Source organism: Photobacterium salinisoli, assembly GCF_003614885.1.
In the GTDB taxonomy this organism is placed as follows: Bacteria; Pseudomonadota; Gammaproteobacteria; order Enterobacterales; family Vibrionaceae; genus Photobacterium; species Photobacterium salinisoli.
In genome coordinates this window covers 15,194-39,792 of record NZ_QZMS01000007.1, presented here as the reverse complement: position 1 = coordinate 39,792, position 24,599 = coordinate 15,194, and the positions used below count along the sequence as shown (strand labels likewise).

25 protein-coding genes are annotated in these 24,599 nt (G+C 51.6%); 19 read left to right on the top strand and 6 right to left on the bottom strand.

Annotated features, from left to right (window positions below; all coding sequences use genetic code 11):
• Positions 1–201 precede the first annotated feature (201 nt).
• The 12 genes from leuS to lipA all read left to right on the top strand — a co-directional run bounded on the left by leuS (position 202) and on the right by lipA (position 12,867).
• A complete protein-coding gene (leuS, locus tag D6M16_RS00775; protein WP_120510160.1) occupies positions 202–2,778 on the top strand; it encodes a leucine--tRNA ligase in 2,577 nt (858 codons plus the stop codon).
• Between the two features lie 79 nt (positions 2,779–2,857).
• On the top strand, positions 2,858–3,505 hold the full coding sequence (locus D6M16_RS00770) for an LPS-assembly lipoprotein LptE (RefSeq protein ID WP_120510159.1): 648 nt from the start codon (positions 2,858–2,860) through the stop codon (positions 3,503–3,505).
• The gene (holA, locus tag D6M16_RS00765; RefSeq protein WP_120510158.1) at positions 3,502–4,533 is read left to right on the top strand and encodes a DNA polymerase III subunit delta; all 1,032 of its coding nucleotides are present in this window, start codon (positions 3,502–3,504) and stop codon (positions 4,531–4,533) included. The genes D6M16_RS00770 and holA overlap by 4 nt, the downstream gene beginning before the upstream one ends.
• 172 nt (positions 4,534–4,705) lie before the next feature.
• Positions 4,706–5,023, top strand: coding sequence for a ribosome silencing factor (gene rsfS / locus D6M16_RS00760; RefSeq protein ID WP_120510157.1), 318 nt, complete (start codon positions 4,706–4,708; stop codon positions 5,021–5,023).
• Between the two features lie 7 nt (positions 5,024–5,030).
• Positions 5,031–5,501 carry a 23S rRNA (pseudouridine(1915)-N(3))-methyltransferase RlmH gene (gene rlmH, locus D6M16_RS00755; protein WP_120510156.1) on the top strand — a complete coding sequence of 157 codons (471 nt, stop codon included), beginning with the start codon at positions 5,031–5,033 and terminating at the stop codon, positions 5,499–5,501.
• A 5-nt stretch (positions 5,502–5,506) separates the two neighbouring features.
• Entirely contained in the window at positions 5,507–7,444 is a 1,938-nt protein-coding gene (gene mrdA / locus D6M16_RS00750) for a penicillin-binding protein 2 (protein ID WP_120510155.1), read from the top strand.
• Positions 7,441–8,562, top strand: coding sequence for a peptidoglycan glycosyltransferase MrdB (gene mrdB, locus D6M16_RS00745; RefSeq protein ID WP_120510154.1), 1,122 nt, complete (start codon positions 7,441–7,443; stop codon positions 8,560–8,562). Before mrdA ends, mrdB begins: the two co-directional genes overlap by 4 nt.
• Positions 8,562–9,374 (top strand): septal ring lytic transglycosylase RlpA family protein, encoded by an 813-nt coding sequence (locus D6M16_RS00740; RefSeq protein WP_120510153.1) that lies wholly within the window; start codon positions 8,562–8,564, stop codon positions 9,372–9,374. Before mrdB ends, D6M16_RS00740 begins: the two co-directional genes overlap by 1 nt.
• A gap of 151 nt (positions 9,375–9,525) precedes the next feature.
• Complete coding sequence (locus tag D6M16_RS00735; protein ID WP_120510152.1) at positions 9,526–10,701, top strand: serine hydrolase; 1,176 nt, start codon at positions 9,526–9,528, stop codon at positions 10,699–10,701.
• 156 nt (positions 10,702–10,857) lie between these two features.
• The gene (gene ybeD / locus D6M16_RS00730; protein WP_027253797.1) at positions 10,858–11,133 is read left to right on the top strand and encodes a DUF493 family protein YbeD; all 276 of its coding nucleotides are present in this window, start codon (positions 10,858–10,860) and stop codon (positions 11,131–11,133) included.
• A 115-nt stretch (positions 11,134–11,248) separates the two neighbouring features.
• Positions 11,249–11,893 (top strand): lipoyl(octanoyl) transferase LipB, encoded by a 645-nt coding sequence (lipB, locus tag D6M16_RS00725; protein ID WP_120510151.1) that lies wholly within the window; start codon positions 11,249–11,251, stop codon positions 11,891–11,893.
• Between the two features lie 2 nt (positions 11,894–11,895).
• Positions 11,896–12,867 carry a lipoyl synthase gene (gene lipA, locus D6M16_RS00720; RefSeq protein ID WP_120510150.1) on the top strand — a complete coding sequence of 324 codons (972 nt, stop codon included), beginning with the start codon at positions 11,896–11,898 and terminating at the stop codon, positions 12,865–12,867.
• Positions 12,868–13,005: 138 nt separating this feature from the next.
• Here lipA and bamC read toward each other — a convergent pair whose 3' ends face one another.
• Positions 13,006–14,037: an outer membrane protein assembly factor BamC gene (gene bamC, locus D6M16_RS00715; protein WP_120510149.1), complete on the bottom strand. Its 1,032-nt coding sequence runs from the start codon at positions 14,035–14,037 to the stop codon at positions 13,006–13,008.
• 17 nt (positions 14,038–14,054) lie between these two features.
• Positions 14,055–14,951, bottom strand: a complete 897-nt coding sequence (dapA, locus tag D6M16_RS00710; RefSeq protein ID WP_120510148.1) for a 4-hydroxy-tetrahydrodipicolinate synthase — start codon at positions 14,949–14,951, stop codon at positions 14,055–14,057.
• Positions 14,952–15,239: 288 nt separating this feature from the next.
• Here dapA and D6M16_RS00705 point away from each other — a divergent pair, with 288 nt between their 5' ends.
• Both D6M16_RS00705 and bcp read left to right on the top strand, forming a co-directional pair.
• On the top strand, positions 15,240–15,782 hold the full coding sequence (locus D6M16_RS00705; protein WP_120510147.1) for a glycine cleavage system transcriptional repressor: 543 nt from the start codon (positions 15,240–15,242) through the stop codon (positions 15,780–15,782).
• Between the two features lie 23 nt (positions 15,783–15,805).
• Positions 15,806–16,276, top strand: coding sequence for a thioredoxin-dependent thiol peroxidase (gene bcp / locus D6M16_RS00700; RefSeq protein ID WP_120510146.1), 471 nt, complete (start codon positions 15,806–15,808; stop codon positions 16,274–16,276).
• A gap of 51 nt (positions 16,277–16,327) precedes the next feature.
• Here bcp and D6M16_RS00695 read toward each other — a convergent pair whose 3' ends face one another.
• From D6M16_RS00695 to D6M16_RS00685, 3 genes are read right to left on the bottom strand one after another with little or no spacing between them, the layout of a single operon-like run.
• The gene (locus D6M16_RS00695; RefSeq protein ID WP_240435501.1) at positions 16,328–17,194 is read right to left on the bottom strand and encodes a DMT family transporter; all 867 of its coding nucleotides are present in this window, start codon (positions 17,192–17,194) and stop codon (positions 16,328–16,330) included.
• A gap of 35 nt (positions 17,195–17,229) precedes the next feature.
• A complete protein-coding gene (locus D6M16_RS00690) occupies positions 17,230–18,297 on the bottom strand; it encodes an AI-2E family transporter (protein ID WP_120510145.1) in 1,068 nt (355 codons plus the stop codon).
• Positions 18,298–18,304: 7 nt separating this feature from the next.
• Positions 18,305–18,532 (bottom strand): sulfurtransferase TusA family protein, encoded by a 228-nt coding sequence (locus D6M16_RS00685; RefSeq protein ID WP_120510144.1) that lies wholly within the window; start codon positions 18,530–18,532, stop codon positions 18,305–18,307.
• 157 nt (positions 18,533–18,689) lie between these two features.
• Between D6M16_RS00685 and bepA the strand changes: the two genes are divergently transcribed.
• The 4 genes from bepA to D6M16_RS00665 all read left to right on the top strand — a co-directional run bounded on the left by bepA (position 18,690) and on the right by D6M16_RS00665 (position 21,658).
• A complete protein-coding gene (gene bepA / locus D6M16_RS00680) occupies positions 18,690–20,162 on the top strand; it encodes a beta-barrel assembly-enhancing protease (RefSeq protein ID WP_120510143.1) in 1,473 nt (490 codons plus the stop codon).
• A gap of 95 nt (positions 20,163–20,257) precedes the next feature.
• Positions 20,258–20,608 (top strand): arsenate reductase (glutaredoxin), encoded by a 351-nt coding sequence (gene arsC, locus D6M16_RS00675; RefSeq protein WP_120510142.1) that lies wholly within the window; start codon positions 20,258–20,260, stop codon positions 20,606–20,608.
• Positions 20,608–21,186, top strand: coding sequence for an NAD(P)H:quinone oxidoreductase (gene wrbA, locus D6M16_RS00670; RefSeq protein ID WP_120510141.1), 579 nt, complete (start codon positions 20,608–20,610; stop codon positions 21,184–21,186). Before arsC ends, wrbA begins: the two co-directional genes overlap by 1 nt.
• 46 nt (positions 21,187–21,232) lie before the next feature.
• Positions 21,233–21,658: a DUF2069 domain-containing protein gene (locus D6M16_RS00665; protein ID WP_120510140.1), complete on the top strand. Its 426-nt coding sequence runs from the start codon at positions 21,233–21,235 to the stop codon at positions 21,656–21,658.
• A 61-nt stretch (positions 21,659–21,719) separates the two neighbouring features.
• On the opposite strand, the gene D6M16_RS00660 is transcribed toward D6M16_RS00665, so the two are convergent.
• Positions 21,720–22,856, bottom strand: coding sequence for a DUF2066 domain-containing protein (locus D6M16_RS00660; RefSeq protein WP_240435500.1), 1,137 nt, complete (start codon positions 22,854–22,856; stop codon positions 21,720–21,722).
• Between the two features lie 467 nt (positions 22,857–23,323).
• Between D6M16_RS00660 and D6M16_RS00655 the strand changes: the two genes are divergently transcribed.
• Positions 23,324–24,574, top strand: coding sequence for a uracil-xanthine permease family protein (locus tag D6M16_RS00655; protein WP_120510138.1), 1,251 nt, complete (start codon positions 23,324–23,326; stop codon positions 24,572–24,574).
• Positions 24,575–24,599 lie beyond the last annotated feature (25 nt).

Below are 24,599 nucleotides of genomic sequence, written 5' to 3'. Positions count from 1 at the left end.
GAGCTTAATCCGCCGGACATAAGCACTCTGACACATACCTCTGAGTCAGTAACCTGCCCGGCACGGGCAATCCGTGGCTGAATGATGATAATAACCGGCCTATTCGGCCTCAGCTATTGTTGCTACCTTTACCTTTAGTTATTCTATGTCGATTATTTTGACTGTGTTTGTATTAACTCACAACGATTCCGGAAGTCATCGATGCAAGAACAATACCGTCCACAGGACATTGAACCTAAAGTTCAAGCACATTGGGACAACAACCAAACCTTTGTTGTAAGTGAAGACCCTAATAAAGAAAAATTCTACTGTCTCTCCATGTTCCCGTACCCAAGTGGACGTCTGCACATGGGCCACGTGCGTAACTACACTATCGGTGATGTGATTTCCCGCTATCAGCGCCTGCAAGGCAAGAATGTGATGCAGCCAATTGGCTGGGATGCATTCGGTCTGCCGGCAGAAAATGCGGCGGTGAAGAACAACACCGCGCCTGCGCCGTGGACTTACGAAAACATCGACTACATGAAGAACCAGCTGAAATTACTGGGCTTTGGTTACGACTGGAACCGTGAGTTTGCAACCTGTACACCGGAATACTACCGCTGGGAGCAGGAGTTCTTTACCAAGCTGTACAACAAAGGCCTGGTCTATAAGAAAACCTCTTCCGTCAACTGGTGCCCGAATGACCAGACAGTACTGGCCAATGAGCAGGTTGAAGACGGCTGCTGCTGGCGCTGTGATACGCCAGTCGAGCAAAAAGAAATTCCGCAGTGGTTCATTAAGATTACGGCCTACGCCCAGGAACTGCTGGACGATCTGGACAATCTGGAAGGCTGGCCTGAGATGGTAAAAACCATGCAGCGCAACTGGATTGGCCGCTCAGAAGGTGTTGAACTGTCTTTCGCCGTTGAAGGCCAGAACACGCCGCTGGAAGTCTATACCACACGCCCTGACACCCTGATGGGTGTAACTTACGTCGGTATCGCTGCCGGTCATCCTCTGGCTGACCTGGCCGCTCAGAACAATCCCGCGCTGGCTGCCTTCATCGAAGAATGCAAGAACACCAAAGTAGCCGAAGCCGAACTGGCTACCATGGAAAAGAAAGGCATGGCCACGGGCCTGTATGCCATTCATCCGCTCAATGGCCGCCGTGTACCGGTTTACGTCGCGAACTTTGTCCTGATGGACTATGGCACAGGCGCCGTGATGGCGGTCCCTGCCCATGATCAGCGCGACTTTGAATTCGCCACCAAGTACGGTCTGGACATCGTACCTGTCATCAAGCCTGCCGACGGCAGCGAGCTGGATATCAGCGACGCGGCTTACACCGAAAAAGGCGTCTTGTTCGACTCTGGCGAGTTCGACGGTCTGGATTTCCAGGCGGCTTTCGATGCAATCGCCGCCAAGCTGGAAGCGGAAGGCAAAGGCAAGAAAACCGTGAATTTCCGCCTGCGCGACTGGGGCGTTTCCCGTCAGCGCTACTGGGGCGCACCTATCCCTATGGTCACCACAGAAGATGGCGAAGTGCATCCGGTGCCGGCCGATCAACTGCCGGTAATCCTGCCGGAAGATGTGGTCATGGACGGCGTGACCAGCCCGATAAAAGCGGACAAGAGCTGGGCAGAAACCACCTTCAACGGTGAACCGGCACTGCGTGAAACCGATACCTTCGACACCTTTATGGAATCGTCCTGGTATTACGCGCGTTACTGTTCACCGCAAGCTGACGAAATGCTGGACTCTGATGCCGCCAACTATTGGCTCCCGGTTGACCAGTACATCGGCGGTATTGAACACGCCTGTATGCACCTGCTCTACTCTCGTTTCTTCCACAAACTGCTGCGCGACAGCGGTATGGTGACCAGTGACGAGCCGTTCAAACAGCTGTTGTGTCAGGGTATGGTGCTGGCAGATGCCTTCTATTACACCAGTGACAAAGGCGCCAAAGTCTGGGTATCGCCAACAGAGGTGACGCTGGAGCGCGACGAGAAAGGCCGTATTACCAAAGCCACTGACGAGCAAGGTAACGAGCTGGTGCACTCCGGCATGACCAAGATGTCGAAGTCGAAAAACAACGGTATCGATCCGCAGGAAATGGTTGATAAGTACGGCGCGGATACCGTGCGTCTGTTCATGATGTTCGCTTCCCCGGCCGATATGACGCTGGAATGGCAGGAGTCTGGTGTGGAAGGAGCTAACCGCTTCCTGAAACGTGTCTGGAAACTGGTCTTTGAACATACCGCCAAAGGTGCGGTCGAAGCACTGGATGCTTCAGCACTGAACGCCGATCAGAAAGCCCTGCGTCGTGATGTGCACAAAACCATTGCCAAAGTCAGCGATGATATTGGCCGTCGTCAGACGTTCAACACAGCTATCGCCGCTATCATGGAACTGATGAACAAGCTGGGTAAAGCGCCGCAAGACAGCGCCCAGGATCGCGCCCTGCTGGACGAAGCCCTCAAAGCCGTGGTTCGTATGCTGTACCCAATCACCCCGCATATCTGCTTCGAACTGTGGAATGCACTGGGTGAGTCTAAGGTTGATCATGCTGACTGGCCGGTTGCCGATGACAGCGCTATGGTGGAAGATGAGAAGCTCATCATCGTTCAGGTGAACGGCAAGCTACGCGCCAAACTGACTGTTGCGGCAGATGCCGGCAAAGATCAGGTTGAAGCGCTGGCAATGTCAGACGAGAACGTCACGAAATTCACCGACGACAAGACCATTCGTAAGGTGATTTACGTACCGGGCAAGCTGCTGAACATTGTTGCCAACTAACAGGCATACCAACAACGCCTTCCCAGTGGGAAGGCGTTTTCTCTTTCACTCTCGAATTTGTTACTAAGGAGTAGACACGGTGAGCGCAGCGTCATCCCTACTGTCCCGTTTCCGTCTGGTCTTTGTCGCCGTACTGGCACTGGCCACTGCATCATGCGGTTTCCATTTACGCGGTAACTACATGCTGCCAGACGATATTGCCCGCCTGTCCCTGACCAGCTTTGATAAATACGGACCGCTGACCCGTATGGTGAAATCCCAGTTCAAACTGCATGGCATTGAAGCCGTTCCGCCATCGTCTCAGGTGCCCAATCTGCACCTGCTCAGCGAGTCTCTGGGGGAGCGCACCTTGTCGCTGTACCAGAACAGCCGGGCCGCCGAGTACGAACTGACCTATACCGTCAGCTATCAGGTGGTGGTGCCTGAAAAAGGAGCCAAGCGCTTTACCACGAAAGTGAATCGCAGTTTTCTGGATAACCCGTTAACCGCACTGGCGAAGTCGGTGGAACGCGATATGTTACAAGATGAGATGCGCCAGCAGGCCTCACGCCAGATTATGCGCCAGCTGGCCCGGCTGACCGCCGACCTGAATCAGTCAGACGCTGACGAAGCAGGACAACCTGCCAGCGACGCCAACACCAGTGTCACCACGATTGAGACAGAAACCGATGCCGATAAACAGGCTGCAGATCAGATGTTCAACACCATGGACAGCACGGCGCAATGAGGATCTACCCTGAACAACTGGCTGAGCGGTTAAAACAAGGGATAGCCTCCGCTTACCTGCTTGCCGGCAACGAACCTTTGCTGCTCCAAGAAACGGCTGATCGCGTGCGGCAGCAGGCCAGAGACGCTGGCTTTCTCGAGCGCCACAGCTACAACATAGATAACCAGCTGGACTGGAACGAAGTACTGGATAACTGTCAGGCTCTGAGTCTGTTCTCTTCGCGCCAGATCATTGAACTGACCATGCCGGACAGCGGTATCACTGCGGCTCAGACCAAATCACTGCAAACGGTGATTGAAGCCTTGCACCCGGATATCCTGCTGCTGGTGCAGGGTCCGCGCCTCAATAAAAAACAAGAAAGCAGCGCCTGGTTTAAAGCGCTCACCGCGCAGGGTGTATATGTGCCCTGCAATACGCCTGACGCCCGCCAGCTCCCCCGCTTCATCCAGCAGCGTTGTCAGCAACTGGGGCTGAGCGCCGATGCGGAAAGCATACAGATACTGGCACAGTGGCATGAAGGTAACCTGCTGGCTCTGGCACAGAGCCTGCACAAACTTACCTTGATTTATCCTGACGGTACCCTGACCGTGCCCCGCATTCAGGAGGCGCTCAGCCGCCATAATCACTACACCCCTTTTCAGCTGCTCGATGCCTTACTGGCCGGCCAGGCAAAACGCAGTCAACGCATTGTGCGCCAGCTCGAAGCCGAAGGCGTTGAAGCCATTATTGTTCTGCGCACATTACAACGTGAATTGACGCAGCTATACCGTATGCAGGAAATGGGAAAGCAGGGAATCCCCCTCAACCGGATTCTCGAAAATTTTCGGGTCTGGCAAAACCGGCGTGAACTCTATGTGGGCGCCTTGCACCGTTTGCCATTACCTACCCTGTTAAAGGCTATCCAGCAACTGAGCCAGCTTGAACGCCAGGCAAAAACTGACTACGACACCAGTGTCTGGCCCGGTTTAAGCACATTATGCGCCATGATGTGCGGGCTAAGTAAGGGCTTACCTTTGCTGCCGCACTGACACCGCAGGCAAATTATTGTTAAAACTGGCTGATGCTCAAAAAATCTGTACATCACTGCACCACTCCAGCGTCAGCCGGAATTGAGCATGATATACTCCAGGGTTAAAATGTGAACCCGATCGGCTCACCTGACTCTAATAACAAGAGATGACTGAATTGAGGGAGACCCCTTTGCAGCTACAAGAACTACACGATTTCGTCATAGACAAAATTGATGACATGAAAGCTCTGGACATAGTTACTCTGGATGTTCGCGGCAAATCCAGCATTACTGATTTCATGGTCGTATGTACCGGTACTTCCAATCGCCACGTCGCTTCGATTGCAGACAATGTCAACACAGCCTCCAAACAGATAGACTTCCCGCCGTTTGGCATCAGCGGTGAAGAAGATGCTGAGTGGGTCGTGGTTGATTTGGGAAGCGTCATGCTGCACATCATGCAAGAAGATGCGCGTCAGCTATACCAACTGGAGAAGCTTTGGGGCTAACTGACGGATGAAGTTGCAACTGATTGCGGTCGGCACAAAAATGCCTAAATGGGTAGAAACCGGCTTTGAAGAATACCGCCGCCGTTTTCCTAAAGATATGCCGCTGGAACTGATTGAAATTACAGCGGGTAAACGGGGTAAAAACGCTGATATCACGCGCATTCTGCAAAAAGAAGGCGAAGCCATGCTGGCTGCCGTTGCCAAAGGCAACCGTATTGTCACCTTAGATATTCCAGGCAAACGCTGGGACACTGAACAACTGGCCGATCAGCTGGAAAGCTGGAAACTGGACGGCAGGGATGTGTCTATACTGATTGGCGGACCCGAAGGTCTGGCGCCGGCCTGTAAAGCCGCCGCAGAACAAAGCTGGTCCCTGTCTCCGTTAACGCTGCCACATCCGCTGGTGCGTATTGTGATGGCCGAAAGCCTTTACCGGGCCTGGAGCATTACAGCCAACCACCCATATCACAGGGAATAGATGGCATGCGCAGAAAGCGACTTCAGATCCGGGATCATCAGGCCGAATCGTCTCTGTTTTTCAGACGAGCGGTCTTTTCCTTTATCGGCATCTTTGCCTTGATTGGCGTGCTGATTGCTAATCTGTATCACATCCAGGTCCGTGAGTTTGAAGATTATCAGACCCGCTCCAATGACAACCGTATCAAAATCGTCCCTGTCTCACCTAACCGCGGCATGATTTACGATCGTAACGGGGTATTACTGGCCGAAAACAGGCCAGTGTATTCGCTGGAAGTGGTCACAGAGAAAGTTCCGGATCTGGATGATACATTTACCCGTCTGAAATCGCTGCTGGGGATCACAGAGGAAGAGATTGAGCGCTTTGACAAAGAACGTCGCCGTACCCGGCGCTTTAACTCTGTCCCCCTGCGTAACCAGCTGACTGAGAAAGAAGTCGCTCTTTTCTCCGTTAATCAGCACCGCTTTCCGGGTGTTGAGGTCAAAGCCTACCTGAAACGTTACTACCCTTACGGTGATGCACTCACCCATGTCCTTGGTTATGTGGCAAAAATCAATGACAGGGACTTAGAAATGCTGGACAGGGAAGATCGTCTTAACAACTACAAAGCAACCCGGGATATCGGTAAGCTGGGCATTGAAAAATATTATGAAGACTTGCTGCACGGCACCTCAGGCTACCAGGAAGTCGAAGTCAACAGCCGCGGCCGTATTATCCGCACGCTGAAATATGTGCCGCCTGTACCCGGCAAAGATCTGCGCCTGAATCTGGATATTGGCTTGCAGCTGTATGTCAAAGAGTTGCTAACCGAAAAGAGAACCGATCCGGAAACCGGTGAGGAATATACCAAGGTTAAACGGGGTTCTGTGGTGGTGCTGGATCCGAAAGATTCCTCCGTGCTCGCGATGGTGTCCAGCCCAAGTTATGATCCGAACCTGTTTGTACATGGTATTTCCTCGAAACAGTACAGTGAATTACTCAATGACAAAGACAGGCCACTGGTAAACCGGGTTACCTTGGGTATCTACCCGCCGGCTTCCACCGTCAAACCCGCGATTGCAGTGGCGGCATTAGCCGAGGGCGTTATCACAACACGAACGACACGCAACGATCCCGGTTACTGGAAAATCCCTAACACTAACAGCCGGCCATTCCGTGACTGGCTGCGTTGGGGACACGGTAAAGTCAGTATCCACAAAGCCATTGAAGAGTCAGTCGATACCTTTTTCTACCAGATTGCCTATGACATGGGGATAGACAGGCTGTCTTCTTGGATGAGCAAGTTTGGTTACGGTGAATATACCGGCATTGATATTGCGGAAGAGAGCAAAGCCAACATGCCAACCCGCGAATGGAAACAGGCCCGTTTCCGCCAGCCCTGGTATCAGGGTGATACTATTCCTGTCGGGATCGGACAAGGTTACTGGACATCGACGCCACTGCAGATAGCCAAGGCGACCACAGTGCTGGTCAATGATGGTGTTGTCCGGGCGCCGCATTTGCTGAAAAGCATTATGGATGCCGATGGTGAGACGCCGGCCAAATATGACGTCTTCCCCCCCATTACGGGCGTCGATCCGAAATACTGGCAGGTCGCCAAAGACGGCATGTACCGGGTACTGCATGGCACCCGCGGCACGGCAAGACGCGCTTTCTATGGCGCAGAGTACAAGGCTGGCGGCAAATCCGGTTCAGCCCAGGTTTTCGGCCTGGCCGAGGATGAAGAATATAACGCCGAAGAGCTGGAAGAACATTTGCGAGACCACGCACTGTTCACGGCCTTTGCACCCTTTGAACACCCTGAGTACGTAGTAGCAATGGTGCTTGAAAATGCCGGCGGCGGTTCCAGCAATGGTGGCCCGGTCGCAAGGCAGATTTTCGACCATATGTTGCTCAAACACGATGACAAAGATAAATCGACATTGGCTGAGGTTTCGCAATGAGTATCATGGCTGCGGCAGGCAGCAAAGCCACTTTGAGTGATCGCCTGCATATAGATGTGCCTTTATTACTGGGGATCCTAACGCTGATGGGTTTTGCTCTGGTCGTCATGTACAGTGCCAGCGGCCAGAACCTGGACATGATGGAGCGTCAGGCCGTCCGTATGCTGTTGTCTCTGGCGGTGATGTTTATCCTTGCCCAGATTGCCCCTCGCCACTACGAGGCCTGGGCTCCATATCTGTTTGGTGTTGGTTTGCTGCTGCTGGTGGGGGTACTGCTGGTGGGCGAAATCTCCAAGGGCGCCCAACGCTGGCTGGATCTGGGGGTCGTCCGTTTCCAGCCCTCTGAATTGATTAAGCTGGCTGTCCCCTTGATGGTCGCCCGTTTCATCGGGAACCACCCGCTGCCACCGAGCCTGAAGAACATCATCATTGCCACCCTGATGATTTTCGTGCCAACCATTCTTATTGCCAAGCAACCCGATTTGGGCACCTCTATCCTGATCGCGGCATCCGGGGTGTTTGTGCTTTTTCTGTCCGGCATCAGCTGGCGGATAATTTTTGTTGCCGGAGCGCTGATTGGGGCATTCATCCCGGTGCTCTGGTTCTTCCTGATGCACGATTACCAGCGCACCCGGGTGTTGACACTGTTTAACCCTGAGTCCGATCCCCTCGGCGCGGGTTATCACATCATTCAGTCCAAAATTGCCATTGGCTCAGGCGGTATTACCGGCAAGGGCTGGCTCCACGGCACTCAGTCACAACTGGAATTTTTGCCTGAGCGCCACACCGACTTTATTTTTGCCGTCATTGCCGAGGAATGGGGATTGTCCGGGGTCATCGGCCTGCTGGCCCTGTATTTATTCGTTATCGGCCGCGGGCTGCTGCTGGCCAGCCGCGCGCAAACCGCCTTTGGCCGTATGATGGCAGGCAGTATCGTACTGAGCTTTTTTGTTTATGTATTCGTCAATATTGGCATGGTCAGTGGCTTATTACCTGTGGTCGGTGTTCCACTGCCCCTGGTCAGCTACGGCGGTACCTCCATGGTTACCCTGATGGCAGGCTTCGGTATCCTGATGTCTATCCACACTCACAGAAAAATGTTGTCCAAGGCTAACTGATGCACACAGTGTCCAAATCACTCGCTTTTTCACTCAGTGTCACCCTGCTGGTAGCAGGGTGCAGTACCACCCAATCAGACCGCTATCAGATAAAAGATGACCGCGCACCAGAGAGCTCCCCGACTCTGGATCATATTGAAGATGCACAGCCAAGGTACGAGCCTAAAAGCCTGGCCGGTAACTCAGATTACACACTCAGAGGCCAGGCCTACGCCATTTTGCCGGCCGAACAGTCTTTTAGCGAAGAAGGGCTGGCATCCTGGTACGGCAAGAAGTTTCATGGCCACAAAACGTCTAACGGCGAAATTTATGACATGTATTCAATGACTGCGGCGCATAAAACCTTACCGCTGCCCAGCTATGTCAGAGTGACCAATAAAAATAATGGCAAAAGTGCCATTGTCCGGGTCAATGACCGCGGCCCGTTCCATGAAGGACGCATCATAGATCTCAGCATGGCAGCAGCGACCAAGCTGGATGTGGTTGGTCACGGTACCGCGCCGGTCAAAATTGAGCTGTTGCAGATGCCAAAACCAGAATCCACGGCCGAATGGCAAAGTGCAAATCCCAAATGGTTCTTTGTGCAATTGGCAGCTTTCAGTGATCTCAATAAAGCCCAGCTTGCGGCGCAGAAACTCAAATCAGAGCTCCATACCCGGGTTGATGTGAAAAAAGCCGGCTCTGCCGCTGTCTATCGCCTTCGCCTGGGTCCGTATCTCGACTCCGCGGAAGCGGAAGTACAGCGGAACAAAGCCAGAGCGGCCCAATTTCCGGAAGCATTCGTCGTATCCGAACAACGTGAATTGAACTAATTTGTCAGGGCAAAGTCTGACAGATGAATGTAAAAATTTCACAAGATTCCTCAATGAACCACTATTCCTCTGGTTGAGAACTGTTTAAACAAGCTCAATCTGATATAGTGGTTCCAATTTTTTGATATCCGTAACCCAAGTAACATATATCATGAATAAATCTGCTGCATTTTTTCGCTCTGTCGCTGTTTCAACCGCTTTACTGACTAGTCTTTCAGCGGCCGCGGCGCCCGCCGTCGTTCCAGAAGCCCCGCAGATAGCCGCTAAAGGTTATGTCCTGATGGATTACCACTCAGGTAAGATTCTTGCCGGGCAACAAGAGTACGATAAGATTCCACCCGCAAGCCTGACTAAAATGATGACCAGTTATGTGATTGGTCAGGAAATCAAACGCGGTAACATCTCTATGGATGATACTGTTGTGATCAGCAAAAATGCCTGGGCAAAAAATTTCCCGGGTTCGTCAAAAATGTTCATTGAAGTTGGCAGCGAAGTAAAAGTCGCAGATCTCAACCGTGGCATTATTATCCAGTCCGGCAATGATGCCTGTGTGGCCATGGCTGAACACGTCGCCGGCTCTGAAGATTCGTTCGTTGATCTGATGAATGGCTGGGCAAAATCGCTGGGCATGGATTCCACCCACTTCGCCAACGTTCACGGCCTGGACAACGATAAACTGTACACTACGCCTTATGATATGGCCTTATTGGCACAGGGGCTGATCCGTGATGTGCCGGATGAATTTGCCATCTACAAAGAAAAGTCTTTCCGTTACAACGGTATCGAGCAGTTTAACCGGAACAGCCTGCTGTGGGACAAAAGCCTGAATGTCGACGGCCTGAAAACCGGCCACACCGACAACGCAGGTTACAGCCTGGTCAGTACCGCCACTGAAGGTCAGATGCGTCTGATTGCCGTTGTCATGGGAACCAAAAGCGCCAATGCCCGTAAAGCGGAGAGCAAGAAGCTACTGAACTACGGTTTCCGTTTCTTCGAAACCGTTTCGCCACACAAAGCGAACGAAACCTTCGTCACAGAAAAAGTCTGGATGGGCGACAACGATGAAGTGTCTCTGGGGGTCAATCAGGATACTTTCGTGACCTTGCCTCGCGGATCAGCCAAAGATCTGAAAGCTAACTTTGTGCTGGAAAAAGAGTTAAAAGCCCCGATTCAAAAAGGTGATGTGGTCGGTAAACTCTACTACCGCCTGGGCGATGAAGACGTAGCGGAATACCCGCTGCTGGCGCTGAACGACGTCAACGAAGGCAGCATTTTCAGCCGTTTAATTGACTATATCGTCTTGCTCTTTAAGGGCTGGCTAAGCTAAGCCACCGCTTATACAAAAGGACAGCCTTGCTGTCCTTTTTCTTTTTAGCGCCAAGGCTGCTACCCTGCCCCTATGCTTGACTTGTGTTATGGACTGCGAGCCATTAATATGCTGGCCTAATTTGTGATATACCGCATACCTTCCTGGGAGTTCAGCATGCAACAGCAAGAACAGCCAAAACTTAAAGATTTACTCGAGTTCCCTTGTCAGTTTTCTTTCAAGGTTATGGGCTTTAATAAGCCTGAGCTGCCTGATTTAGTCGTGGGAGTAGTACAGCGGCACGCTCCTGGGGATTATACCCCAACCGTGAAACCAAGCGGAAAAGGGACCTACAGTGCCGTGTCTATCACTATCACAGCGACTCATATTGAGCAGGTTGAAACCCTATATAAAGAGCTGGGTGAGATCGACATTGTTCGCGTCGTGCTCTGATACCTGGTCTTACCGAACAATTGGCGGCTGAAATTTCAGCCGCTTCGATTTATAATGCACCATTATTGGTCTCGAACGGCTCTCAGCTGAGACCGACAGACAGCATGGGTGAAATGTGCAACGAAATCTCATTGTCCGCAATCTGGGCCTGATAGACTACTCTATCACTTATGAGGCCATGCATCAGTTTACCGCCAATCGTGATGACGATACTGTCGACGAAATCTGGCTGGTCGAGCACCTTCCCGTCTTTACACAGGGTCAGGCCGGCAAAGCTGAACACGTGCTCAATCCCGGTGACATCCCGATTTTTCAGAGTGACCGTGGCGGACAGGTGACCTATCATGGTCCCGGACAACAAATGATGTATCTGTTGATTGACCTGCGTCGCCACAAACTTGGCGTTCGCGAGCTGGTCACGCACATTGAAAACACCGTAATCAACACGCTATCCCGCTTCGGAGTAGCATCCAACGCCCGTCCTGATGCACCTGGCGTGTATGTCGACGGTAAAAAAATCTGCTCACTCGGCCTACGTATCCGTCGCGGCTGTTCTTTTCATGGCCTGGCTCTTAATGTCGACATGGATTTAACACCTTTTCTGCGTATTAATCCCTGCGGCTATGCGGGTATGGAAATGACTCAGCTAGCCAGGCTAAATGGCCCGACAGAACTGGCTGACGTGCAACCTGTACTTGTCGATGAGTTAGTGAAACTGCTCGATTACCAGAGCATAGAGTGGACAACGGAAAGCAATTAATCATGAGCAAACCGATCGTAATTGAACCTGGTGTCAAATACCGTGACGCCGATAAAATGGCCCTGATTCCTGTACGCAACATGGAAGCAGAGGAAAAGCCTCGCGAAATGCTGCGTAAGCCAGAATGGATGAAAATCAAGCTTCCGGCCGACACTCAGCGTATTCAGGATATCAAAGCGGCAATGCGCAAGAACAACCTCCACTCTGTGTGTGAGGAAGCTTCTTGCCCTAACCTGGCAGAGTGTTTCAGTCACGGTACTGCGACTTTCATGATCCTGGGGGCTATCTGTACACGCCGCTGCCCGTTCTGCGATGTTGCCCATGGCCGCCCTTTGCCGCCGAATGCCGAAGAGCCGGTACAGCTTTCTCAGACCATCGCCGACATGAAACTGCGCTATGTGGTCGTCACCTCAGTTGACCGTGATGATCTGCGTGACGGTGGCGCTCAACACTTTGCTGACTGCATCCGTGAAATCCGGGTGAAAAACCCTGACATCAAAATCGAAACTCTGGTACCCGACTTCCGTGGCCGTATGGATCATGCACTGGACATCCTGCGCGATAACCCGCCTGATGTTTTCAACCATAACCTGGAAACCGCACCGCGCCTGTACCGCAAGGCCCGCCCGGGTGCCAACTACCAGTGGTCACTGGATTTGCTGAAAAAGTTTGGTGAAATGCATCCCGACGTGCCGACCAAGTCTGGTCTGATGATGGGACTGGGTGAAACCAAAGAAGAAATTGTGGAAGTCCTGAAAGATCTTCGTGCGCACGGTGTCACCATGCTGACACTTGGCCAGTATCTGGCTCCAAGCCGTCACCACTTGCCGGTTGAACGTTATGTACCGCCTTCAGAGTTTGATGAACTGAAAGAAATCGCACTGGAGCTGGGCTTTACCCATGCCGCCTGCGGGCCTTTTGTTCGTTCGTCATACCATGCAGATCTGCAGGCAAAAGGCGAAGAAGTGAAATAAGACATGCGATAACAGAGAAGATCCTTTCTCTTATCCATACCTAAAAAAACGCTTCGGCAATCCTTTCAGATGCCGAAGCGTTTTTTATTGAGGTCGCTTTTTCAAGATTGTGTTGCAGAGCAAGCAAATAGCAGATAATTACTGCTGATTATCTTTGTCAATCACAGCGGCTAATACCGGAGCAATACTTTCTAACGCTGCTTCTGTGATAGGTTTTCCGTCTTCATCTGTCACTGTAATTGAAGTCCGGTTGCCCAAATCACCCAGCTGCAACTTATAATCGCGGTTTTCCAGCTGCAGAGGCTGAATACCTAAATCGACCCAGAAACTGTCATCCGGGTTACGGAAGCTCACATCGATCGTACCTTGCGAGCGATTTCGCCCGTCGATAGTAAAGCCCAGTGTCTGCAACAGACTTGGCAGACGCTCCCAGAACACGTTATAAGGTGCGCGGGCGATAATCACAGGTAAGCCGCTACGATCCTGCCCCATAGTGATGGGGATCTGTTTCACCAGCTCCTCAGCGCGTAACCTTGCTTTCTCTCGCTCATAAGCATCGTATTTAGCCATCACCAGGTTGGTCATCAGAATGCTGTAACGCTCCTGATTAACCATACTGACAGGTTTCTCTACACCGCCTTCACGCCAGTCGAGCAGCTTGATGGTATACAGGTTCTGGTCGTTGGCACTGGAACGGGAAATCCGATAACGACTGCTTATCTCAGTATCTTCGTCTTCATTGTTCCAGCTCACCCACCCAGTCTCAAGCGTCTGAGCCGTATTTACATCCAGAGCAATATTGCGCTCAGTAGCCATACGTTTGGTCAGTGTCCACAACTCGTCCAGTTCAGCTGAATTCACGAGCTGCAGACTAACGGTACCATCACTGTTATGTGCGGTTCTGGCACCAGGGATCAGGGCCAGAACTTGCTGCGGAGGACGAATGTCAACGGCTCTGCCAATCGCACCCGGGTATTCTTTAGACGGTATCGCATACTCGTTCGACACCGTCGCCGCAGAGCCACTAGGGCTGTTCCAGCTACTTAACGGCGCTGTTTCCAGATAGTTAAAATCCTGATTAGCCTGTCGGCGTCGCTCTGCGCTGCCTGAACAGCCAGCCAGAGCAGCTACCATGACAGCCGTAACTGCCAACCTGTAATTCACATTCATGTAGAGTTCTTACGTTCCTATGCGGTAGCCAGTGAAGGCAGCAGTTTCGCATCTTTCAACGCTTGCAGCACCACAGGTTCAGCCTCTTTGCTCAGGGGCGTCAATGGTAAACGCAGTGTGCCGTGCTGAATCAGTCCAAGCTTTTGTGCTGCCCATTTCACCGGAATGGGATTGGACTCAACAAACAGGTGCTTGTGCAGCGGCATCAGTTTAGCATCGATGGCTTTCGCCTCGTCCAGTTGCCCTTTCAAGGCCAGCTGGAACATAGTTGCCATATCTGGTGCTGCAATATTTGCCGTCACAGAAATCACGCCGTGACCACCGCGTGCCACAAATTCCAGACCTGTTGCATCATCACCGCTGAATTGGAGGAAATCTTTACCACAAAGTTCCCGTGTTTTTTCCACTCGGGATAAATCACCTGTCGCATCTTTGACGCCGATAATGTTATCCAGTTTAGACAGGCGGGCAACGGTTTCTGGCAACATGTCCACCGACGTACGACCTGGTACGTTATACAGAATCTGAGGCAGATCGGTGGCTTCGGAAATCGCTTTAAAATGCTGATACAAACCTTCCTGAGTCGGTTTGTTGTAATACGGTGTGACGGTCAGACAAGCGGCTACACCCGTACCCGAGAATAGTTTGCTAAAAGTGATGGCTTCATGGGTGGCATTGGCGCCTGTACCGGCAATAATTGGGATACGGCCCTGTGCAAAATCAACAGTCTTCAGCACAACTTTGACGTGCTCTTCAACCGTCAGAGTCGCCGACTCACCTGTGGTACCGACTGCGACAATCGCGTCTGTACCCGCTGCAATATGATATTCAACCAAGGATTTCAGACTGGCGTAATCAACTTCGCCGACTTCATCCAAGGGCGTAACTAGCGCTACCATGCTACCAGTAAACATGTCGATCTCCCTTTTTTATTGATTTCTCATGGTACTTTTCAGTGGCAGTAAACACAAGCAAGTAGAATGTAAAATAGCTGTCATACCTGGCCATATCCTGTTCGTTAATTCTGTCCTGTGATCCCCTGTCAAAAGTGGATTAAACCAGTGACTTGCACCAAGGCCAGCGAATTTAACAACAAAATATATCAATCATAACAATATCATCATTTGCACAGGTAACTTCATGGCAGGAGATAAGTGGGCTGTGCTACCATGCAAACATAAAGGTCATCATTGTGAAACTGTATGGAACACTACCTCGTTATCACCGCAATCGGCTCAGATCGCCCGGGTATAACTGATGAAATTACCCGACACATCTCACTCAGCGGCTGCAATATTGAAGACAGCAGACTGGCTATTTTTGGCAGTGAATTTACCTTCATACTTTTACTGTCAGGCACGGCAGCATCGATTGCCAAGGTTGAAGCAACCCTGCCGCTTCAGGCCCAGCAGTTTGACCTGCTGACCGTTATGAAAAGAACCACCAAGCACGAGCACCGCTTTTATCCCTATACTGCCGACTTCCACATTGAAGGCAATGATGCACCGGGTCTGATAGAAAAATTCACCCATTTCTGTGCCAGCCGCCAGATAGACATTTCAGCACTCAGTGCCCACTCTCAGGAAGATGAAGGTAACGGCGAGCAAGACCAGCTCACCTTGCAACTCAGCACTAACCTGCCCGAAGGCTGTAATCTGATGTCCTTGCAGGAAGAATTTGAAGCCCTGTGCCAGACTGTGCAAGTCACAGGCACGGTAACCTTTACCGGTCATTTACCCAAGTAACCTCAAAGAATAAGGAACGACACATGCAAACCTTGACTGCAGGTACGCCTGCGCCTGACTTCACTCTGCCAGATCAGAATGGTGCGCCTGTCAGCCTGAACGATTTCAATGGTAAAAAAGTACTCGCGTATTTTTATCCTAAGGCCATGACCCCGGGCTGCACAGTGCAAGCCTGCGGATTACGCGACAGCAAATCTGAGCTGGATGCGCTGAACGTCGTAGTACTGGGAATCAGTATCGATCCGGTCAAACGTCTGCCTAAATTCATCGAGCGCGACAACCTGAACTTCACCCTGCTCTCTGATGAAGATCATGCTGTTGCCGAACAGTTTGGCGTATGGGGCGAGAAAAAATTCATGGGCAAGGTGTACGATGGCCTGCACCGTATCAGCTTTCTGATTAACGAAGACGGTGTCATTGAACATGTCTTTAATAAGTTTAAAACCAAAGATCATCACGAGGTCGTGCTGGCCTACCTGAATGGCAACAGCTAATCCTGCAGGTGCTCAGCAAAGGCCGTCAATACGGCCCTTGTAGTTCAAGGATCAGGGTTTCGAACCCGGCACTTTCCTGGCACCAATAACGATGGCGATTCCTCCCAGAATCGCCATCGAAGCAAGCAACAGACGTAATGTCACCGACTCAGATAACACCAGCACACCCCCTATAGCCGCCAGCACAGGCACGCTGAGCTGAACGGTCGCCGCTATCATTGCGCTCAGCGAGGGCAAGACACTATACCAAATCGCATAACCGACGCCTGAGGCTATCCCGCCGGAAAGTACGGCATACCACACCCCGAGCGCATCCAGCTCAGTTGTCCCCCAAACGAGCCAGCACAGCAAGGCGAAGGGGATTGCCCGTAAAAAGTTCCCTGCCGTCGTCTGGATCGGATCTGTGGCACTTTTACCTAGTAAGGTATATGTTCCCCAGGCCACCCCCGCTATCAGCATCAGAACAGTTCCCTGCCAGGAAGGCGCTGACACACCGGGTAACAAAAGCAGCACCAGTCCTGCCAGGGAAAGTGTAAAACCGAACATTTGCAAGAAGTTCAGCCTTTCACCTCTGCTCAGCGCAACGGCCATCATGGTAATTTGCACCGCAGCAAACAGCAGCAATGCGCCAGTTGCCGCCGTCAGGCTGAGATAAGCAAAAGAAAAGCCGGCAGCATAGATGAAGAGTGCCAGGGCAGCAATCCAGTTGCCTCCTACACTCTCTTTGTGCTTCTTACCTGAATGGCTGTAAGCGTGAATGCACCATAAGAACAGAGCTCCCGCCAGTAAACGAAACAGAGTAAAACTGGCAGGATCGATTGCAGTATCAGACAAGGCCACCCGGTTGAGCAGTGAATTGGCAGCAAACGCCAGCATCGCCAGCCCGGTCAGCAGCAATATCTTCACGGATATATTCACCCAACCTCCCTGTGTGATGACCAGCTACGTGATGGTTAATCGGTTTCTTCGCCATAATCTGTGGCCGGTAATGCATTCCAGACGGCCTTCACCAGTGTGGCTAACGGTATCGCAAAGAAAACGCCCCAGAAGCCCCATAGCCCGCCAAAGACCAGCACGGAAATAATGATAGCGACCGGATGAAGATTCACGGCTTCAGAAAAGAGGACGGGAACCAGCACATTACCATCGAGTGTCTGAATAATGCCGTAAGCCACCAGCAGCCACCAAAAGTCTGGCGTCAGCCCCCATTGGAACAGCCCGACCATAGCAACAGGCAAAGTCACCGCAGCTGCACCTATATATGGGATCAAAACCGAGAAACCCACCAGTACCGCCAGTAACAGGGCATAGCGTAAATCAAGCAGCGCAAAAGTGATGTAACTGACAGTGCCAACAATAATGATTTCAGTGACCTTGCCCCTGATATAATTTGAAATCTGCTGGTTCATCTCAGCGCCGACCTTACTGGCCAGACGGCGATTACGGGGTAGGATTCGGCTGAAGGCACTGAGCATCTCATCCTTGTCTTTCAACAAGAAAAAGACCAGTAACGGTACCAGAATCAGATAGACCGCCAGTGTAGCCAGACTCAGTAACGATGCCACTGAGCCTTTCAGCGCACTCTCGCCCATACCCAGCACTTTAGCGCGAAGGTTGTTCATCACAGTTGTTATCTGCTCCGGCTGAACCATTTCAGGGTATCGCTCTGGCAGGCTGGACACATAATGCTGCAGATCGTTAAACATGCTTGGCACATCAGAGATTAAATTACTGACCTGGTGCCAAATTATCGGAATCAGCACAAAAACAGCCATCACCATCAACCCGGAAAACAGTAATAGCACCAGAGTCACAGCCAGTGTTCGTGGCACTTTCATCCGGGTCAGATACATCACCGGCCATTCAAGTAAGTAAGCCAGTACTATGGCGGCAAGCAAAGGTGCAATAAGGTTGCCGAAAAAATAAATAGTGATGAAACCTACCAAGAGGATCGCCACCAAACTGACCGCATGAGGGTCAGAAAATCTGCGCTGATACCAACGACTAATCATTTCGAGCATATGAGCATCACAACCTTCTAGTAACGGTAATTACGAGTAACTTGGGGTTATCTGATTGAACCTGAACCTGAAACCCATGATTCAACAAATAGCGTGGTATATCTTTCCTTGAGCCGGCATCGCAGATATGTATCTCTAATGGCTGCCCTGCTTTAAGCTGACAGCAAGTGCGTTTTGCCATCAGTAAGGCCAGCGGGCAGCGGGTATCGGTTAAATCCAGCTTAGGTATTTCCATTCTCAGGCACAGGCGGTTATTATCCAACAAGTTATTGTAAATAACATTATGACGACAAGAAAGAAACACCCTGGAGCTTTTGTTGTCATACCTGTAAGCGCGCAGATTGATTTACTGCAAATCCCGCAGCAACCGGAATAACAACATACAAATGAAGATGATCACCTTTTCTAAGCGTCGATTTGTCAAAAAACCAGTTTGTTTGCTGCTGTGTGCTCTGCTTAGCACAGCGCCAGCGAGCTGGGCCGAGGCATCTTTGGACGATCTGCCTGAGATCGGGACAACGGCTGCCGCGACACTGACAATCGAAAAAGAGCTGGAATACGGCGATGCCTACATGCGCTTACTACGGTCCAGTAAACCTATCATTAATGACCCTTTGCTAGCCGAATATGTCAGAGATCTGGGACACAAATTGGTAGCCAATGCGCAGGATGTGCGCACGCCGTTTGAATTTTTCCTGATTCAGAATCGTGAAGTAAACGCCTTTGCCTTTTTTGGCGGCCACGTTGCGCTGCACAGCGGGCTGTTCCTGCATGCCCAAAGTGAGAGTGAGCTGGCTTCTGTCATGGCACACGAAATTGCCCACATTACTCAGCGCCATCTGGCCAGAAGCATGGAAGATCAGGCAAAAAAATCCCCGGCCACTATGGCTGCTCTGATTGGCTCTCTTATGCTGGCAATTGCGGCGCCGGAAGCGGGTATTGCTGCTATGCAGGCAACTACCGCCGCCTCGGTGCAAGGCCAGATAAACTATACCCGCAGCAATGAGATGGAAGCTGACCGTATCGGTATCGCAACCTTAGCCAAAGCCGGGTTTGATGTTCAGGCTATGCCCGGCTTTTTTGGCCGCATGGCAGACCAGTACCGGTATGCCAGCACGCCTCCAGCTATGCTGCTGACTCACCCCTTACCGGAATCACGCATCTCAGATACCCGCAGCCGTGCAGCTCAGTACCCGGCTCGCCGTGTACCTGTTTCGGAAAGCTATCTGCTGGCTCAGGCCAGAATCATCGCGCGGTATGCCAATCTGGACAGCCGTAATGCGCTGGATTGGTTCAACCGTAAAGGAAAAGAAGCAAGTGGCGCCAACAAAATGGCAGTGAATTACGGTAAAGCCCTGGTCTATATGGACAGCGGAAAGTATGACCAGGCGCGGGAACTGCTGATGCCGCTGTTGCAGTCAGAGCCGTCTAACCGTTTCTTTATTGATTCCGCCACCGATTTAGATGTGTTCCAGCAACGCTATGACAGCGCCATTAACCGGTTACAGCAAGCGCTCAAATCCAACCCGGAAAATGCCGTACTCAGACTCAATCTGGCCCATGCCTATCTTGAAGCCGGCCGGGCGAAAGACAGCCTGTCGCTGTTAAGCCGCTTTACTTATGATAACCCTGACGATGTCAACGGCTGGAGTATGCTGGCCAAGGCCTACGCCGGCATCGGACGCAGAGACGGAGAGCTGGCAGCGCGTGCTGAAGTGATGGCATTGCGCGGCGACTGGGAAAAAGCAATCCAGAATTATATTCAGGCCAGCCAGATAGTCGATGTTGGCTCGCTGGATCAGGCCAGATATGACGCACGCATCGATCAGTTGCGTCTGGCACGATCCAGATTTGCCGATCTCTGATCAGAGCGGCTCGTGACCTTACTGTCCGTTATATAGCCTGCGTATTCTGGCAGGCTTTACCTTAACAATAAGATACCAACAATCCGGGAGAGATTATGTCTGTCACCATTTATCACAACCCACGCTGTTCAAAAAGCCGGGAAACGTTAAACCTGCTTGAAAGCAAAGGCATCCAGCCAGATGTCATTAAATATCTCGACGAGACGCCTTCCGCCGAGCAATTAGCCGAGCTGCAACGTAAACTGGGTTTTGATTCTGCCCGCCAGATGATGCGCACCAAAGAAGACATCTACAAAGAACTGAATCTGGGTGACGACTCTGTCTCTGAGCAGGCGCTGCGCGACGCTATGGTTGCGCACCCCAAGCTGATTGAACGCCCTATTGTGGTCAACGGCGACAAAGCTGCGCTTGGCCGTCCGCCTGAGCAAGTACTGGATATACTCTGATGCTGCCCATTCTGGTGCTCTACTACAGCCGCCATGGCAGCACCCGCCAGCTCGCCAGACAAATTGCACGTGGTATCGGACAAGTGGAAGGCTGTGAAGCCGTTTTACGTACCGTACCGGAAATCCGTGCGAACGGCGAGCTGGAAGATGGGCCGGACCAAGGCGATCCCTATGTTTCAGTTGCTGATCTGGAGCAGTGCCAGGGCTTGGCGCTGGGCAGCCCTGTCCGCTTTGGCAATATGGCCGCGCCACTGAAACACTTCATCGACAGTACCAGTGCGCAATGGCTCTCGGGCAGCCTGATTGGTAAACCTGCCTGCGTGTTTACTGCATCGTCTTCAATGCATGGCGGACAGGAGACGACACTGCAGTCTATGCTCTTACCACTTTTGCATCACGGTATGCTGGTATTAGGACTGCCGTACTCAGAGCCCCTGCTGCATACTACCCAGTCTGGCGGAACCCCCTACGGCGCTTCACACCTTAATCAGAACGACGGACTGACATCGGATGAAGCCTCTCTGGCGCAAGCGTTAGGCAAAAGGCTGGCTCAGACGGCCAGACAATTACATCAATAAGTATTATCCAGTCGCATCTGCGCAGTTTTAAGATACGGATACCAATATGAAACCGATGAGCCCTTCAACCCAGAAATTACGCTACTTTGCACTGACAGCCAACCTGTCTCTGCTATTGTGGGTGTTTCTGTGGCAGAGCATGATTTCGCCCCACCCGCACCTGAACAACTATGTGGTTGCCGGGATGTGGCTACTGCCTTTACTGCTCCCGCTGAAAGGCATACTGCAAGGTAAGCCTTATACCCACGCATGGGCAAACTTCATTCTGATGTTCTATTTTCTGCATGCCCTGACACTGCTTTGGGTGGATGGCGGGGAGCGCTGGCTGGCTTTGATTGAGCTCGGACTGACCACCGCGGCCTTTTTCGCCAACATTTTGTTTGCTCGGGCACGGGGCCGGGAGTTGGGTAACAAGCTGAAAAAGCTGTCTCAGGTTGAGCGGGAAGAGCGGGAAGCCCACGGCGATAAGTAATGGCAGGATAATAAAAAAGCACCCCGACAATCAGCGGGGTGCTTTTTCTTTACAATAACTATCAGGCGTTTGGGTTCCAGTAATACAAGCCGATGCGGGAAGCTGCAGCTTGAGTACCGGACACATCCAGCTGATGCAATGGCTCAGACGCCGAGCCTTCCCGGGATGTCGGCACAATCACACCTTCCTGATTCGCAGGGCTTGACTCCCCTGCTGATTGATTCTCAAAGGTAACATCACGCACCAGCGACGAAAGCGGCTGCGCCTGAATCTTAGGTTCCATACTCAACTCGCGGGCAAATACCTGCTCGTTGCTCAAAAGCCGAATAGTAAAACGGACCTTATCCCCCTGCAAATGACTGGCATTGACAGAAGCGACAGAGCTGAGATCTTTCAGTAGCTTCTCTAACTGAAAAAAGTCTTCAACCCGGCGCACATTCGCCACATCAATGGCAAAGCCACCTTCCGTGACTCCGCCCAGCTGAACGGCGTAGCGTGCTGCCAGATTATCCGCAACCTGATCCATCATAGCGGTAATACCCGTCACACTGTCTCCGCTGCTGCGGCCCTCTACCGGCGCTGAGTTACCGTCCAGCATAGCTGCCGGTGAAACCGGAAAAAGCTGCCAGGCCACTTGCAGGCTTTCGTTACGACGCTGAACACGCGCAATCAGCACCGCATCGGGCTGATAGCGAGTGCTGGCATTTGCAATTGGCTGCGAAAATCCGCCCCACAAATCAGGCACACTGATCGCAGTCACGTCCTGAAAATCACCGATAGGCAACAGCACAGGTACACCACGATGAGCCGCCGCCTGATTCAGATTAGCTTGCAGACTATTACCGGACTGATCCCACACTATCGCGCGATCACGATTCGCCTCTTCGACCAGCCAGACAAGCACAGTGGGGCGCTGCTCAGACCAAAACGTGGCATTGGCCTGAGTCAGCAGCGTACGGATTTTCTCGCTGTCAAAACTGATTTCCAGCACTGACTGTCCCTGCTCATTGCCATAGCCCAGCTGGCTGACATACAAACTGCTGTTTTCCAGCGCTTTCTGGATGACATCGTTGCTGGTGATGTCTCGCTGCCCGGACACTTTCACCAACACTTGCTGTAAGGCGGCAACCCGCGCGCTCTGCTCCGTCTGCCGGTCGGAATCAGGCAGAGGTACCTGAGCCTGATATAAAGTATTCACCGTAGCCGCCTGCAGCGGCAAGGCCATAAGCGCTACAAGGAAAAAAGCAACACGCCACATAAATCACTCGTCGAATATCATTGTAAATAAAGGGTGAGAATCACCCTGTTGTGAAAGTTATTGGCTGCACAGAGCCATAACCTGACGTCAGCAAATTGACAGAACTCACTATACCTTAGCTAACTGTAAATGACGTTATTTACCATAAAAAAATACCAAAAACGGGGACAAGTTAGCTTTCTTACTCCAGACAGATTTCTCTTACATCAGCTTACCGACACCAAAACCAGTTTCCTTCAAAACACATCACTCGCAGCAAAATGAAATTATTGACCTCTGATGGCGGTTTAGCTTTTCACGCCACATTAGTGACAAGATCATAAAATTAATATTCATGATCATTGGGGAAACGTTTGCGCTTGTGCTAGCATTGCGCGATTTTTTTATATCAAGGGAGATTCGTGACAATGATGCAGATATTACAAGGTGTGCAGATGCTTTTTGTAGCATTTGGTGCACTGGTTCTGGTACCGCTTTTAACCGGGCTGGATCCCAATGTTGCTCTGTTCGGCGCCGGTATCGGCACCCTACTTTTCCAGGTCATTACCAAACGCAGTGTCCCCATCTTCCTTGCTTCCTCTTTTGCTTTCATTGCTCCCATTCTATACGGCGTCCAAACCTGGGGTATTCCAGCAACACTCGGCGGCCTGATGATGGCCGGGGTGATCTACCTGATCATGGCCAGTGTGATTAAAGTTCGCGGGGTCGGCATTATCCATAAACTGCTTCCGCCTGTTGTAGTCGGTCCCGTTATCATGGTGATCGGTCTCGGGCTGGCACCTGCTGCAGTTAATATGGCGCTGGGAAAAAGTGGTGATGGTGCTATCCAGATTGTTGATGGCGATGCCGCGTTATGGATTGCCAGCATCTCGCTGCTGGTGACTATTCTGGTCAGCGTTTTTGCCAAAGGCATCTTTAAGCTCGTGCCTATCATTTCAGGTATTCTGGCCGGTTATGCCACCAGCCTGGCATTCGGAGTGGTCGATTTCACACCGGTACAGCAAGCAAGCTGGCTGGCCATGCCAAATTTCACCATGCCAGAATTCAATATCAATGCAATTCTGTTCATGATTCCCGTTGCCATTGCTCCGGCTGTTGAACACGTCGGTGATATGCTGGCCATTTCGAATGTCACGGGCAAAGACTACCTCAAAAAACCGGGTCTGCACCGCACCATGGCCGGTGACGGCGTGGCAACCATTGCCGCGTCTATGTTCGGCGCACCACCCAATACCACGTATTCAGAAGTCACAGGTGCCGTTATGCTGACCAAAGCATTCAATCCGGCCATCATGACCTGGAGTGCGGTCACGGCCATCATTCTGGCTTTTGTCGGTAAGCTGGGCGCTGTACTGCAAACCATTCCTGTGCCTGTGATGGGCGGCATCATGATTTTGCTGTTCGGCTCGATTGCGACAGTCGGCCTGAATACTCTGATCAAACACCAGGTCGATTTGCACAAGTCACGCAATTTGGTGATTGTTGCAGTTACTCTGGTGTTCGGTATTGGTGGTATGGCATTTGGCATCGGTGAATTCAGCCTGCAGGGTATCAGCCTGTGCGGTATCGTTGCCATTGTCCTGAACCTGGTACTGCCGAAGGACTTGGGGGAAAGTAAAGTGGTGGACAATGCTCAGATGGGGTCTAACGACGCCTGAGCCACATTAGACAGGATCAAAAAAA

Excerpts from the sequence above, each read along its gene's own strand:
- leuS (WP_120510160.1), top strand. The coding sequence starts at position 202 with ATGCAAGAACAATACCGTCCACAGGACATTGAACCTAAAGTTCAAGCA.
- holA (WP_120510158.1), top strand. The coding sequence starts at position 3,502 with ATGAGGATCTACCCTGAACAACTGGCTGAGCGGTTAAAACAAGGGATA.
- rlmH (WP_120510156.1), top strand. The coding sequence starts at position 5,031 with ATGAAGTTGCAACTGATTGCGGTCGGCACAAAAATGCCTAAATGGGTA.
- mrdA (WP_120510155.1), top strand. The coding sequence starts at position 5,507 with ATGCGCAGAAAGCGACTTCAGATCCGGGATCATCAGGCCGAATCGTCT.
- mrdB (WP_120510154.1), top strand. The coding sequence starts at position 7,441 with ATGAGTATCATGGCTGCGGCAGGCAGCAAAGCCACTTTGAGTGATCGC.
- D6M16_RS00740 (WP_120510153.1), top strand. The coding sequence starts at position 8,562 with ATGCACACAGTGTCCAAATCACTCGCTTTTTCACTCAGTGTCACCCTG.
- D6M16_RS00735 (WP_120510152.1), top strand. The coding sequence starts at position 9,526 with ATGAATAAATCTGCTGCATTTTTTCGCTCTGTCGCTGTTTCAACCGCT.
- ybeD (WP_027253797.1), top strand. The coding sequence starts at position 10,858 with ATGCAACAGCAAGAACAGCCAAAACTTAAAGATTTACTCGAGTTCCCT.
- lipA (WP_120510150.1), top strand. The coding sequence starts at position 11,896 with ATGAGCAAACCGATCGTAATTGAACCTGGTGTCAAATACCGTGACGCC.
- bamC (WP_120510149.1), bottom strand. The coding sequence starts at position 14,037 with ATGAATGTGAATTACAGGTTGGCAGTTACGGCTGTCATGGTAGCTGCT.
- dapA (WP_120510148.1), bottom strand. The coding sequence starts at position 14,951 with ATGTTTACTGGTAGCATGGTAGCGCTAGTTACGCCCTTGGATGAAGTC.
- D6M16_RS00705 (WP_120510147.1), top strand. The coding sequence starts at position 15,240 with ATGGAACACTACCTCGTTATCACCGCAATCGGCTCAGATCGCCCGGGT.
- bcp (WP_120510146.1), top strand. The coding sequence starts at position 15,806 with ATGCAAACCTTGACTGCAGGTACGCCTGCGCCTGACTTCACTCTGCCA.
- D6M16_RS00690 (WP_120510145.1), bottom strand. The coding sequence starts at position 18,297 with ATGCTCGAAATGATTAGTCGTTGGTATCAGCGCAGATTTTCTGACCCT.
- D6M16_RS00685 (WP_120510144.1), bottom strand. The coding sequence starts at position 18,532 with ATGGAAATACCTAAGCTGGATTTAACCGATACCCGCTGCCCGCTGGCC.
- bepA (WP_120510143.1), top strand. The coding sequence starts at position 18,690 with ATGATCACCTTTTCTAAGCGTCGATTTGTCAAAAAACCAGTTTGTTTG.
- arsC (WP_120510142.1), top strand. The coding sequence starts at position 20,258 with ATGTCTGTCACCATTTATCACAACCCACGCTGTTCAAAAAGCCGGGAA.
- wrbA (WP_120510141.1), top strand. The coding sequence starts at position 20,608 with ATGCTGCCCATTCTGGTGCTCTACTACAGCCGCCATGGCAGCACCCGC.
- D6M16_RS00665 (WP_120510140.1), top strand. The coding sequence starts at position 21,233 with ATGAAACCGATGAGCCCTTCAACCCAGAAATTACGCTACTTTGCACTG.
- D6M16_RS00655 (WP_120510138.1), top strand. The coding sequence starts at position 23,324 with ATGATGCAGATATTACAAGGTGTGCAGATGCTTTTTGTAGCATTTGGT.